At 31.8% G+C, this 13,845-nt stretch carries 10 protein-coding genes; all 10 read right to left on the reverse strand.

Annotated features, from left to right (window positions below; translation table 11 throughout):
- Positions 1 to 261: 261 nt before the first annotated feature.
- Positions 262 to 2,397 carry a DEAD/DEAH box helicase gene (locus THEXY_RS08980; protein ID WP_013788525.1) on the reverse strand — a complete coding sequence of 712 codons (2,136 nt, stop codon included), beginning with the start codon at positions 2,395 to 2,397 and terminating at the stop codon, positions 262 to 264.
- A 73-nt stretch (positions 2,398 to 2,470) separates the two neighbouring features.
- On the reverse strand, positions 2,471 to 3,802 hold the full coding sequence (locus THEXY_RS08985) for an ATP-binding protein (protein ID WP_013788526.1): 1,332 nt from the start codon (positions 3,800 to 3,802) through the stop codon (positions 2,471 to 2,473).
- Positions 3,799 to 5,736, reverse strand: coding sequence for a TerB N-terminal domain-containing protein (locus tag THEXY_RS08990; protein ID WP_013788527.1), 1,938 nt, complete (start codon positions 5,734 to 5,736; stop codon positions 3,799 to 3,801). Before THEXY_RS08990 ends, THEXY_RS08985 begins: the two co-directional genes overlap by 4 nt.
- A gap of 73 nt (positions 5,737 to 5,809) precedes the next feature.
- A complete protein-coding gene (locus tag THEXY_RS12555) occupies positions 5,810 to 5,980 on the reverse strand; it encodes a hypothetical protein (RefSeq protein WP_230197575.1) in 171 nt (56 codons plus the stop codon).
- Positions 5,981 to 6,071: 91 nt separating this feature from the next.
- Positions 6,072 to 7,073: an AbiA family abortive infection protein gene (locus THEXY_RS08995; protein ID WP_083815337.1), complete on the reverse strand. Its 1,002-nt coding sequence runs from the start codon at positions 7,071 to 7,073 to the stop codon at positions 6,072 to 6,074.
- Positions 7,074 to 7,689: 616 nt separating this feature from the next.
- Positions 7,690 to 9,099 carry an ISLre2-like element ISTxy1 family transposase gene (locus THEXY_RS09000; protein ID WP_013788529.1) on the reverse strand — a complete coding sequence of 470 codons (1,410 nt, stop codon included), beginning with the start codon at positions 9,097 to 9,099 and terminating at the stop codon, positions 7,690 to 7,692.
- A gap of 299 nt (positions 9,100 to 9,398) precedes the next feature.
- Positions 9,399 to 10,682 (reverse strand): IS110 family RNA-guided transposase, encoded by a 1,284-nt coding sequence (locus THEXY_RS09005; protein WP_013788530.1) that lies wholly within the window; start codon positions 10,680 to 10,682, stop codon positions 9,399 to 9,401.
- A gap of 101 nt (positions 10,683 to 10,783) precedes the next feature.
- Complete coding sequence (locus tag THEXY_RS09010) at positions 10,784 to 11,692, reverse strand: AbiA family abortive infection protein (RefSeq protein WP_013788531.1); 909 nt, start codon at positions 11,690 to 11,692, stop codon at positions 10,784 to 10,786.
- A 122-nt stretch (positions 11,693 to 11,814) separates the two neighbouring features.
- Positions 11,815 to 12,330 carry a YwgA family protein gene (locus tag THEXY_RS09015; RefSeq protein WP_013788532.1) on the reverse strand — a complete coding sequence of 172 codons (516 nt, stop codon included), beginning with the start codon at positions 12,328 to 12,330 and terminating at the stop codon, positions 11,815 to 11,817.
- On the reverse strand, positions 12,323 to 13,585 hold the full coding sequence (locus THEXY_RS09020) for an HD domain-containing protein (protein WP_013788533.1): 1,263 nt from the start codon (positions 13,583 to 13,585) through the stop codon (positions 12,323 to 12,325). Before THEXY_RS09020 ends, THEXY_RS09015 begins: the two co-directional genes overlap by 8 nt.
- Positions 13,586 to 13,845: the final 260 nt, after the last annotated feature.

A 13,845-nucleotide genomic window follows, 5' to 3' on the forward strand; every position in this document is an offset into this window, starting at 1 on the left:
TCTAAATCTTAAACTATTCACAATATCTTTTTAATAAGACTGCTATTAAATTGCTTATTTGGTCTTAGAATTATATTGCCTACAGATAAGGTATTTAAGAATAGAATCTTCACGGTTCTACTATAAAATCGTAAATTGGATCCCTTATCTTCAATCTCTTTTCCCCAAATTCACCATTTCCTTTATTATTTTATATGTTCTCTCTTTCATGGCTTGAGATGTAACCTTTAGATTGTTTATACAAGCAAATTCCACTTTGTTCTATAGCCTGATTTCTCGAATACAATAGCAATTTAGAAAGTCGAGTACACCTTTAATATCAACATAATGTGCTTCATGCATTTTAATCTGTAATTCTTTAGGAAGAAGCGGGCTATATTTTGACGCAAAAAACTCGTTGTCCATTATATAAGGTATCAAATCACTCATAAACCAATCTTTGTGTCGAATCTCCTTTAATATTTCTATTAAATCAATATTGTCCAAAATAGAGATACGCCCAATACCATCAGTCTTGTCTACATTAACACCATAATAACGAAGCATCCAAATTAGCGTTTGAAAAATGTTGGTCCCGGTAAATGTTTCAAATAATAGTTCACCATCCATCCTCCATATTATTCTCTCATCTGGTCTTACTTTATAATGACAATAAGGCGCACGCAACTCTTCTAAAGTATAGCGACCATCATTATTGATAAAATCAAATATATAATCTGAACATAATATCTTATGCATATGTTCAGGAATTCTTCGGTGCAATCGCACACCCCCACCTGAATAATTAGGTGGATGCCCGTCCACTGCTTTCTGCACATATACCTTGCTGCGTTTAGCATCTACTTCTTTGATCGTCCACAATCGCCCAGCAAGGATAATGTTATCTCCTTCATTTACGAATGGCGTTTTTTGAATTTCCCCAATTTTTTTAATTCCATCTAATACTTCATACGAATCTTCAGTCATAAAAACAGAATAAAAATCTTTTCCTCTAAGCAGTCGTTCCCCTTCTAATCCGACAATCAACTGGCCTGTATCACTAAGTTGTTCCAAATAATCTTGCTTAACCATATGTTCAATTAACAAACAAATATCTGTTTCCGGTAAATCATAAAATGCACCATTGCGTTTCAACAATGTAATTAAATCTTCTGGTGCAACGCCGTTCATTTGGTGGCATATTGAAATAATTTGATGAAACAGAATATCATAAGGGCGCGAATAACCTTTACTCGGCTCTATCCACTTTTGTAATAATAAATCCATCACTGCAATAGATTGTAATAACCCGTACTTATCTGCTGTATATAATTGCAAATACTGATCTTTACCATGTTTTCTGCCTGACCTTCCTAACCTTTGTTTTAAGGATGAAACAGTAAAGGTACTATCCACTTGAATAACAAAATCTATTTCTCCAATATCAATTCCTAGCTCCAATGAGCTGGTTGCTACGATACTTTTAGGTAGAGTAGATTTAGCCATCATCTTCTCAACAAATTCACGTTCCGCTTTAGCAATCGAAGAATGGTGTGCGTAGTACACCTGCCCTATTCCATCTCGTTCAGCCAAACGATTTAAAATAACTGTTGCCTCTTCAACAGCACCTCGGCTATTAAAAAAAATTAAGGCAGAATGATTACGGGTCAATTCCCGGATATCTTCATAAAGTTCGATAGGATAACTCTTCATTTTCTCACTGTCAAAATGCATCAAATTATAATAAAGATCTTTGTCATTTTCTCTTACTTCGATAATTTCAACGTTATCTGGGTCTCGGTAATTAACCCAGTTCTTAACTAACTCAAAATTATCAATTGTTGCCGATAACCCAATAATACGTGGTCGATCTTTGGTAAAACATTCAATGCGAGACAATAATGAACGTAACTGAACTCCACGTTCTGTATCAATAAAAACATGAATTTCATCAATCACAATAAATTGAAGATACTGAAATAACAAAGGCAGTGCATAAGTACGATTTATAAACAAGCTTTCAATAGACTCAGGTGTGATTTGCAATATACCAGCAGGATTATCAATAAACTTCTTTTTACTATATTGACTAACATCACCGTGCCAACGATGAACTGGAATATACATTTGATCACATAATTTTTGAATGCGTTCAAATTGATCATTAATCAACGCCTTCAATGGTGATATATAAAGAACTTTAAGTGTATAAGGCGCTGTTTCTTCAATTTGGCTAAGAATAGGCAGAAATGCTGCTTCTGTTTTCCCAGAAGCTGTAGCTGACGAAAGAATCACGTCCTTTTGCGTATTCATAATAACCGGAATTGCTTTCTCTTGAATAGATGTAAATCTTGTCCAACCCATATCCCATATTTTCTTTTGCACAGTATTAGATAACATATAAAATATCTGGCTCATTTTATCCCCCTCGGTATCACATCATAAACGGCGTATTCACCGTATCATTCACATGTAAAAACACTTTACATCACTAAAAATTACCACGTTGAAAGCGATCATGTATATTAACCACTTTTCGATCCAGCTTATCATCTTGTGGTGTTTCATTAGAAACACCAAATAATTCCTTCCGATCTGTCATCGGATTTTCAATAAGAATATTTAAACTACTGATAAACTGTCGAATAACGTCCCCCAAGATGATGTGCTTTTCAGCACCCGATCGTTCATAAAAATTAATCAAAAAATCACGAATCTCTTCGTCCGTTACCGTTGGTTCATAGCCGTAATGAGCTGCGTGTATATCGCGGATATTCATTAATAAAACCAGAGTTTCATTAGGAGTAATTGGCATTAATCTAATTACCGGTTGCTTTAAATCACGGTATTCATCGCTTTGAACACCTGGTTTTAACCTACGTTCCAATGCTTTATAGCTGTAAAGTCCCCTGCGTTCATCTTCCAAAAACTCAGGTGTACCGCTGAAGGTAATATATAAACCTTCAACCGCTCCTTGTAAAATATCATTATATATCATTAAAATATACTCATAATTTTTCTCTCTTGCTTCTCGGTGCGTAATTTTATATAAATTAACTGCCTCATCTAAATTAATGATTAATCCTGAATATCCTATTTGGCGTACAAATTTCGATAGCACCTTCAAATATCCATAATAATTGTTGTCATTGATAATTTCGCGAATTCCTAAATCACGAATAGCATCGGTTTTTGCCAGGTACTCCCCTCGTATCCATCTCAAAGCACGGCGTTGCTTTTCCCTGTCTTGCTCTACAAAACCCCGATAATAAATGCCTAATACATTTGCAAAATCATATCCCCCCGTTAACTCATCCAAGTGTGAAACAACATCAATAATTTCTTTTTCAACTGCTTGAATAAAGGTAGGATCATTCAAAATAGGCCGGTCATAGCCCAATTTTTGTACCACCTGATTTTGAATATTTGTTATCCACTGGTCCAAAATCGCCGGTAAAGCATTACCCTGTGGAACTGATTTAGTAGATAAGTTCCTCATTAGCTCGCTGTACAAAGCAACAGCTTGGTTATCATTTCCGTATAATCTCCTATGTGGAGTAAAATCAGCTTTTGCAACGACAAACCCTTCATCAAGACCTATCTGACGAACAAAATTTTGCATAAAGCTTTTGCCAGTTCCGTATGCTCCAATAAAAAATTTAATTAACGAACTTCCATTTTCCTTAATATCATTTAGATCCTCTTTTATTTGTCTCATTTCAGCTTCACGACCAACTATTATATATTGAAGGCCTCGACTGGGAACTACCCCACCAGCTAATGCATTTAAAATATCTGCTGAATCACGCCTTTTAATTTTCATATTGTTTTACTCCTCTCTATTTCCTCCAATACACATACTAATTCTTCGTTTATCACATAATCATCGCCTATCTGTTCAATAAACACATCATCTAAGTATTCCTCTGCTTTTGTATTGATTTCGTTAATAAAAACCGCAGCGGGAATTCCTTTATCTCTTATCTCATCATTCACCACGTCGATTCTTCTCCTTTTGCTAGAAAATGTGCTAATAAATTTAATTTCTTCTTCCGTTAATGAGGAAAGAAATCCTTCGACATCCACATCATCGTCACTCAGTGTAATTGTCGGCCGCTCGGGAATGTCAAGTTTTGTTTTCTCCACATTAGACATTGGTTTAATTTCTCTCTCTGTACTTTTATCCTCATCCTGTTCATCGCTGGAAAACTCTGAAAGAAAAGCCTGATGCCTTCGTTTCAATACTTCAACTTGTTTACCGTCCAATTCTGTTATCCAGGATTTGTTAGAATCATTATTAGCTGTTTTTGTTTCTAATGTTTCATTGGGCTTTGGAGGAATTCGGCTCCCCTTCTCCTCAATTTTATCTGTTACAACATGCGAAAAACGACTTTTGATTCCTACATCTTCATCAATTTCATATACTTTTTTGTTTTTCATCTCTTCTAATAAACGTTTTTTGAAACCAGGAGGAAGTAACTCTTCATTTGCTTGGATTTGTCTCTTAACACCGTTACACAACCGAGTAACATTTTCAGAAATACGAAATAAAGCAGTGATCTCGTTATAAAAATATTCTGTCGGTACGTATTCCGTATATTCAATAACTCGGCTTCCAACATTTCGACCAATCACTGCACTTTTAAACAAATAGTACGTTGCCGTTTTTTTCTTTTGTTCTAACCAAGCCTTTTCTAAATCGAACCCTTCTTCAATGTTTATTTTTTGGAATAATTTTAATGCCTCCTTAAATGTAGCATAAACCTTTTGTTTGTTCATTTCGAAAAAGTTGGTTTCTGAATATCCTCTAATAACTTTTTGCCACTCTTTAATAGGTATTGGGCCAATATCTTTTTCGTGGTCTTTAAATATTTGATAAAAATTCGTCTGATAATAAGGTTCAGCTCCTAATCCCCATTTACGAGCCAGCTCAACTTCATTTAACTCAATTAACATATCTCTAATCCACTCTGAAAGATATCTGTCCAAGTTGGGAATTCTTTCTTTATATGCCTGTTGTAAACGAACCATCATACTGACATTAAATGCTGCATTTTGATTAAAAGTATAATTGATCAATTCATAAACAAATAAAATCACATAGCTTAAATCTGTATCCAAATAATTCCCTTTTAACGTCTGGTGTCTCCAATAAAAATACCATTTCTTTTGTTTTTCATCGAGATCTCGAAATGTCGTCCAATGAACTTGCAAAGGAACAAATTCAGTTTTAACACCCATTTGATTAGCATATTTAATCGAATCTTCCATGAAATAAGTCTCATGAGTATGAAAAGATATTTCGATGACCGGTCTGTTCAGATCTTTATGCTTAAATGATTTTTTAATTTGCTGAATTTCTTCTTTGATGTAAGAAGGTGTCTTGAGATGTGCATATTCTGGCAAAATAATTTCTTCTTCCCTATAAAACATCATTTCGTTTTCTCTATCTGATAAAACTGATTTTTCAGATTCGACTTCCTCGGGTCTGGTTTTCTCCACTCGTGAAGTAATTGATTGAAGTGGCTTTTCCTGCAAAGATTCCGGAGAGTTCTTATGGCTTTCGAGATATTGCTGATGCCATTTATGAATAAAAAACATGTCTATCCATCCCAATAATATAGGAATACCTGTCCAACTAAATGCCAAATAAAGAATACCCCTTAAATACTTACCATAATAAAAAAGGTGAGCACCTAAACCACCAAAAAAGAGCGCTAAAATATAACCAACTGTTTTTGATTTGCCCCGCTTCACAAAATTGTTCCTCCTTTTCCTAAAAAACAATACATATAGCAAAAATATTTCGATATATTTCGCTAAAAATATATCATAAATACTCTGCTTTCCTCTTTTTTAACTTCTGCAGCACTTCTTTCATATTCTGCGCTTTATCTTTTGAGCATATTAATCTGTATCTACGATTATGATATCTTCTATACCGAGCATCGCGATAGCTATCATTTCCTGTTATGATGCATTTCTTTGTATCTACGCTCACAACATTGCCGCATTTATCTTTTTCGCATAGGATTATGAGTCATGCTAAAGATGACTAACGCGCAAAAGAACCGTCTCCTTGTGTTTATGGGTTAAATTAATCCCTTTTCTTTACAAATACTAATTATTAATCCTTTCATATCTTTAATAAATTGCTTTAATTCACCTGTTGAATTATTATTTTCTACTAATTCTGCACTTGAATGGGAAAGTGGATTTGAATTTCTTAAAACATGCGCGTTATGAATGATTTCTGCTCCTCCATTAATGGAATTATAAAATTTTTTATGCTCACTCTCTTTATAAAATAATTTATAATTTGGTTTTCTACTATCATCATAATGGGACGCAAATGCTATATGAGCAGTTACTCTATCAAAATAATTTTTAAAAAAAGCAAAAGCTGATATCATATTACCTTTTTGTTCTTCGAATAAATACATAATATACAGATAATAAGTCTTATGATCAGGTTTTATGGCATTACAAAATTTATTTGTGTCAACATCATTCAGTGATGAAATAAAAGAATTTTTACAAAAATAAACATAGTAATTATATAAATCCGTACAATATAATTTTATAACATCTAATAGATCTCTATGTTTAAATCCTCTTTGAATTAAATAATTTATGGCAATTGTAGTATCATATGAATTCCATTTTTTCGCTCTATGACGATTAAAAAGTTGATTTAAAAAAGCTTTAATTGCCATATCGCTTTTTGTATTTAAAATCATAATAGTTAATCTTTTAGGATCTAAACTTATAAAAGAAATGTTTTTACATATTATTCTATTTATTGTTTCTATTACTTCTTTATTCTGAAACACATTAGATTTTTCAAAAATAAAATAATTAAAAATCTCTTGTGGTGTAAATTCAACATCCTCAATCAAAAATGATTTCTTAATTATTTCGTTATAATCGTCAACAGTAATATCGCCATATAATAGCGCAGATTCAATATTATTTAAAAAGGTAATTACATTATCATTTGCTAGTTCTTCAATTTCAAACTTTATTCCATTAAAATATTCATCATATAGAGATTTTTTCAACTCTCCCTCTATAATCTTTGATTTTCTTTTAATATCTCACTCATTCTCAGATTCTCACAATCTTCAAAGAAGCCCTCATGTATATCAATGCTATTTATTCATGAATTTTACATGTGGTAGGTAACCTAAATAAGCTTCTATTGTTTTTCCATATTTTGGCCTATGGTTTCCACTTAAGCTCATGTGGCATACCCTCCCATGTCTCACAGGATCTTTGTCCTTAATTCCTTCGTTCTGCCTTACATGAGGTGAATGTCAGTTATGCTCCATTGCTGGGTCTTATGCCCTTATGGTGAAATTACCAACCTGACAATTCCGGCTCTCTTTGTCGATCGTGTCAAGTATTTTTAGGTTTTTTTTAAAAAAAGACCTCACTATCACTCTAAGGATGAGTATTGATAGCTGGATTTTAAGAAAAGTTTTTTAGTGTTGAAGTCTCTTAACTTCTTGATAGCATAAAATCGCCACTCACTCTATAATCTTTGATTTTCTTTTAATATCTCACTCATTCTCAGATTCTCACGCTCTTCAAAGAAGCCATCATGTATATCAATGCTATTTATTCATGAATTTTACATGTGATAGGTAACTCAAATAAGCTCCCCATAATAATAACTAAAACTACAATCTTCAATATATATGCATACTTTTAAATGGCATTTCTCAATAGTAATGATTTTATAGCCTGACTTGTTAATGTTTTTTTATTTTGCAATATTGGCAAGCTTATCATGTTTTCATAAGTTGATTTTATTTTCTTTAGTTGTTGTTTTGCTTTATATATTGTTTGCTTTGGTATTTCTATTGGCTTTAAGCTTTCATATTGCTGTTTTAATACGACATCTTTCAGTGATATACCGCTTGCTTTTATTGCTCTTAATTTTGCCATTTTGTGAGCCCCAACCTTGCTCCATGAAATTGGTCTGCTTGATAGCCTCTCTGAAAGTACATGACTTACATGACTTTCTGCACTGCATCCTGTTATTTCTTTTTTGTAAAGGCTGTATGAATTTATTCCATCCCAATTGTTATTTATATATGTTTGGCACTTCGTTACGGGATTTTCTGTTCCGTTTAATTCTAGTTCTTTGTATTTTTGTGTTAAAAGCTCATTGACTTTTTGTTTGTCTGCTTTAAATATGGCTTTCCATAATTCTCTCTTTGTTTTTTTATCTTCTTTTATTGCAGCTGTTATGTATTTTTGTAGATGAAATAGGTCTAATACGTATACGGCGTTAGGCAGATATTTTACTCCGAATTTTATCCATTCTGCTCCATCTCCAGATACGTATATGCGTTTTATTTTGTCTTCGTTATATGTGTTTACAATGTACTCCCATACTTCTTTCCATAACTCTTCTACTTTTTCTCCTTCGTATACACCTGAAAAGTATACGGCATTTTTTAGTTCATTTCTACCTTTTGTTATTGTTTGTTTTCCTTCGTGTACATATATTAATTTTACAATGTCTGGTTTGCCGTTTTGAAGATGTATATGATCTTCATCAGCTTCTATGTATAAAGTTTCTATTTCTTTTTTAGTCTTTAGCTTTTCATATGTTTGAAGGTTGTCTATTTTTCTTAATGTGTTCATAACTGTTTGCCGGCTTACATTGCAGTTAGCTCCATTCCTTTTAAGTTCCTGAGTGGTTTTTTGATATGAGAGTATTGTAGAAAGATCCGTTATATCAGCTTTAAGCTCAGCATCTATTCTTTCATATTTTTGGATGCCAGCAGCTTTATCTACAAGATATGCCTTCTCTCCTGTTTCTTTGTTTTTATAGTACCGTCTTTTGTATGTGATATCTCCAAATACAGTTGTTATTGTCCTTTCACAATCTTTTTGGACTACCACCCAGTTTTTTCTTTTAGTTTTTTCTTTATATATGCTTTGATCAAGTTCATGAAGTACATCTGCACAAATCTCTTTTCCTAATTCATTTAGAATTTTTTTAAGTTCTTCTTCAAATTCCAAATAGGTATATTTTCCATCAAGTAATCCAATAATTTTTTCTACAACAAGCAGGAATTTTTGAAGTGTATGTTGAATTATTTTCATAAGACCTCACCTTCCTATTTATTTTCTAACTCATCCTTTTGGGAGGATGGTGAGGTCTTATTTCTACATTTCATCGCTATTTTCCTGCTTTTTCACCTAAAAAAATTTTACACTAAGTTTTTAAATTGAGTTTTTAACTTTATTTGTCTTATTTTTGGCACCGCTTAATTATTCAAACCATCGCAGGAGCGAGGCTGTCAAGGGTTAGCTTTGTGAAGTGAAACGCAGCAAAGCTGAGACGTGGTCCTTGCCCTTGACTGACGAGTGGCTGCGGTGTATCATCACCACGGCGGTGCAATTTATGCAGCATTCCTAATCTCTGGTCTTTTTATGTCTCTTAACATCTTATTTCCATCGTATTTTACTCCTTTTTTCAGTATGGCAAAAAATACTCTGATTAACTTGCAGCATAAAACTATTATGGACTGTTTCTTTTTTAGCGGGTTTTCTTTTCTTGTGGTGTAGTATTTGTGTAATTCCTGAAATTCTTTGTTGTTTGCAAGTATGGGCATCATCATTTTGTATAAAGCACTTCTTAGTCTCCTTCTTCCTCTTTTGCTTATGGTGGTTTGCCCTTTATGCTGCCCTGAACTATTCTCAACCAGATTGTAACCCGCAAACTTCTGGATTTGCTTTGGATGCTCATATCTTGTTATATCGCCAACTTCAGCAATAAATGTTGCTGCTGTTATTACTCCTACACCTCTTATACCTAGCATTTCACTAGCATCAGGTACTTGCATAAAAAGCTCTTCTATTTTGCTTTCTATTTCTTTAATCTGCTTTACTATCATTTCGTACTGTTCAAGTATAATTTTTATCTCTATCTCTGCCATTTCAATGCCATCTCTTTTACCAACACTTTGACTCGCAGCTTCTATAAGCTTTAAAGCCCTCTTTATACCTACAGCACGATTAACTTCTTTCTTCCAAGCTGCAAGTATTTCCTCAGCTCTAATACCTATTATCTTTGTAGGCGTTGGAAATTCTTTTAATGTTATCAGTGCCGCTTTCCCTTCCCAATCTGCAAAAACTTTATTAAACTCAGGGAAATATATATCAAGCCATCTTGCAACCCGGTTTTTTATCTTGTTTAAGTCCTTTGTAAGCATTTCTCTTATGTCTACTGCAATTCTAAGCTCGCTGTATATACCATCAGGTATATTAGGTTCAACATATCTTCCATCTTTAACTAGCATTGCAATTGTCTTAGGGTCTTTCCTGTCATTTTTAGTTGGCGAGTTGTCATCAAATTCTTTACTTCTTTTTACGTGGAATGGATTTACCAATACCACCTTATGGTTCTTATCTCTAAGAAACTGTGCAAAGCAAAGCCAATAATGTCCCGTTGGTTCCATACCAACCATCAAATGCTCTTTGTTGCTTTTATTCATAATTTCTACAGCCCATTTAAAGAATTTTTCCATTCCATCAATGTCATTGCTAAATTCAATACGCTTACCGTATTCTATTCCTCTAAAATCAAAAGCTCTAGCGTGGTGTATCTCTTTAGCAATGTCTACACCTACAATTAATGTCTTTTCTGTTATTTGCAATATCTTTAAATTTTGGTTATACTTCATATTAGGTACCTCCTTGTTATTTTGAGAGTCGTGTTCATGAACAATCGACATCTTGTATTTTATCAGGAGGTACTTTTTATTTCAAATCTTATATTTTTTTATTACAGGAATGCTCCATTTAATTCAGAAACTTTTTTCAATGTAACCTTTGATGAATTAACAGCTAAATCATATTCATATAAAATTGACGAATATTCATTAATTATATCATTGAAAACATTATTTAAATTGCCACAATTTTGATCTGTTTGAATCAATATATATAAATCATCAACATACCTAACCATTTTAAAACTTTTTATTTCAGGTATTTTGTTGATAATAAATTCATTCAATCTTACATCTATATCATCTAAATATATTATTGTTGCTAAATATGAAGTAGCTACACTGTTTTCTATCAATGGAAAATTACCATTTCCACAATAATAAATGAATTCTTTATATAAATGTAATTGATACTGTGTAATACTTACACAATTTTCATTAGATACCTGATCTATTCTCGAAAATAGTTTATTTAAATTGATATTTTTAAAAAAGTCTCTAATATCAGTCTTTATAAAATAATCATAATTCTCCAATTCTGCATTAATCTCTTTACAAAATGCATCATAATCATATTTATAAAAACATCTCATTTCGTCAAAGTTACCAGCATAAAAAACAGAAATATCGCTGGGACGTTTAGGATGATATACACTAGATATTGTTTTACCTATCGATTCAAATAAAAGATAACTTAGAGGAGAGAGTAAACTCGAATTTCTAAAACTTCCATCACTTTTTTGCATATAATTGTTTGTTCTAAATAGAAATTTAGGAAATAAAACTGCTGCTCCACTTTGAATATATTGTTGAAAAAATTCTTTGCTTTTTATTTTTTCTTTATCATGTATATTTAATTTAGAAAATGGAAACCATTGGATATATGATTTTAGCCTTCCTATTTTCTGCTTAAAATACATATCACAAACCGCTTTCCATGTATCATATGTAATAAAAAACATATCTAAACCTCACATAAAAAATTTCTTTTTTATCTTACATGGCATAGGTATTTTTCCAATTCTAAAATTCGGGATTTTTGATGGAAGCTAAACCGTCACTTAACGTTATTTTCTATAAAAAATTAAATAGTATCAAATCCATATTCATCATGTATTACTTTCAAAAAATTGAACGCTGAATCTATCTCCTCATCAGTATAATTTTTGTCAGATTTTACGATTTTTATCTTATTAACAATTTTATCTCTTGGATATCCTTCATGCTCAAAATAAATAATTGTTGAAACCAATTCCAAAAATCTGGATTTTTGATTGTTTAGCTCTTCAATTAAATCCTTATATTTGTCAAGATTATGTTGTATATCTATTTCTTTTTTTAATTTATATTTATACTTTGGAAATAACCCGTTATCATTTTTCTCTTCCTCAATTATATTCATCATCTTAAGCTCTTCCAACTCAATTGTCAAAGTATCTGAATATGGACCATAATAATGGAAATAAAAATTCTCCACAAAATTTACTCCTAAGTTTTTTAGTATATAAACTATTTTTTGAATTTTTTTACGACCATCAATTTCTCCGGCGATATTTAATAACTCAATAATATTAGCATATTCCTTCAATGTATCACTCATTTTTTAACTCCTCCAAATATTTAATTATATCATCACTTATATTTACGCCATCATAATTATATCTCGGAAAATATAGATAATATTTAATCTTTTGGCTGCCTGATATAGCTTTTATTGATTCAGAAAATCTAGTAATAGATTTATTTTTGCCCATACTATTAATTAATATAGGTGGCTTTTCTCCCTCCTCCCCTTCAACATAATAATCATATATCACATTACTAGGTCTATCAAGTGCAAGATAATATTCAGCATCCATATTTTGATTTTTTAGTATTTCTTTTATTGCATCTAGACTGAAAGGAAAAGATTGTTCAATTTCATAAGCCTTATATAAATCTCTATACAAATATTTACAGCATAAATCTCTTAATATCTTGTCTCGTGAATTTTTCCATGATAATATCGCATATAAAATAACACTATCGTTCAATTGTATATATTCTTCTACATTTATTTTCTCATTTTTAAAAACGGGAATCAATAAATCTATTTTAATATCCAGTAAATTTTGCTCATATAAGTATTTTGCTCTTTTTAAAATATTTTGCAGCAACAATTCATATCCTCTTGTAGTTTTATGGTAGTATACCTGCCAATACATATAATGTCTAGCAAGTACATATTGCTCTACTGCATACAATCCCTTATAATCTATAACTATATTGTCATCACACACTAACATAGATTTTATAATCATATCTACATCAAATAGCCCATACTTTACACCTACATAATAACTATCCCGCAATAAATAATCCATTCTATCTACATCCAATTGGCTTGATAACAAATAACTAACAAATTTATGCTCATACTCTTTTTTAATTACTTCAGCGACCTTTTGAGGAAAATCACTATTAACAGTTTTTAATATCCTATTTACCTCAGTATCACCAAGTACAATGTCAATCGTCCATTGTTCATGATTCGTACTCATTACTTTCTCAAATACATGAGAAAATGGTCCATGACCAATATCATGTAATAAAGCCGCAGCTAATCCTATTTTCCTCGTCTCTTCATCTATATTGATTACATTTTTTAATTGTCCTAGCGCTTTATCCATTAGATACATAGTACCTATAGAATGTGAAAATCTAGTATGATTGGCACCGTAATATGTAACCTCTGATGTTCCAAGTTGCTTTACCTGTTTTAATCTTTGAAACTCTTTACTATTTATCAAATCTAAGATCCAAGTTTCATTAATTATAATAAAATTATATAATGGATCTCTAAAATATTTTTTCATAATGGTACTCCCCACTATTATATCGTTTTATTTCACTAAATCATTATGATATATCAAGCCTTTCATAATTAACATCCGAACTTTCGCCCAGTATACAAAATCGCCATTTGTGTTCTTGTTCTCCTCTTAGTTATTGAATATTCTCGGCAACTTCTGTTGCCTGATATATCTGAATTTCAGGAGACATCTTTTTAAATTTATCCCCCAAAATTTCATTCTGAAATCCTTTTTCGATTTCCAATTCATTTACATCTTTATTT

Origin of the sequence: Thermoanaerobacterium xylanolyticum LX-11, assembly GCF_000189775.2 — a bacterium.
Taxonomy (GTDB): Bacteria; Bacillota; Thermoanaerobacteria; order Thermoanaerobacterales; family Thermoanaerobacteraceae; genus Thermoanaerobacterium; species Thermoanaerobacterium thermosulfurigenes.

Bases quoted from the DNA above. Each gene is read 5' to 3' on its own strand.
- THEXY_RS08980 (WP_013788525.1), bottom strand. From the start codon at position 2,397: ATGAGCCAGATATTTTATATGTTATCTAATACTGTGCAAAAGAAAATA.
- THEXY_RS08985 (WP_013788526.1), bottom strand. From the start codon at position 3,802: ATGAAAATTAAAAGGCGTGATTCAGCAGATATTTTAAATGCATTAGCT.
- THEXY_RS09000 (WP_013788529.1), bottom strand. From the start codon at position 9,099: ATGAAAATAATTCAACATACACTTCAAAAATTCCTGCTTGTTGTAGAA.
- THEXY_RS09005 (WP_013788530.1), bottom strand. From the start codon at position 10,682: ATGAAGTATAACCAAAATTTAAAGATATTGCAAATAACAGAAAAGACA.
- THEXY_RS09010 (WP_013788531.1), bottom strand. From the start codon at position 11,692: ATGTTTTTTATTACATATGATACATGGAAAGCGGTTTGTGATATGTAT.
- THEXY_RS09015 (WP_013788532.1), bottom strand. From the start codon at position 12,330: ATGAGTGATACATTGAAGGAATATGCTAATATTATTGAGTTATTAAAT.
- THEXY_RS09020 (WP_013788533.1), bottom strand. From the start codon at position 13,585: ATGAAAAAATATTTTAGAGATCCATTATATAATTTTATTATAATTAAT.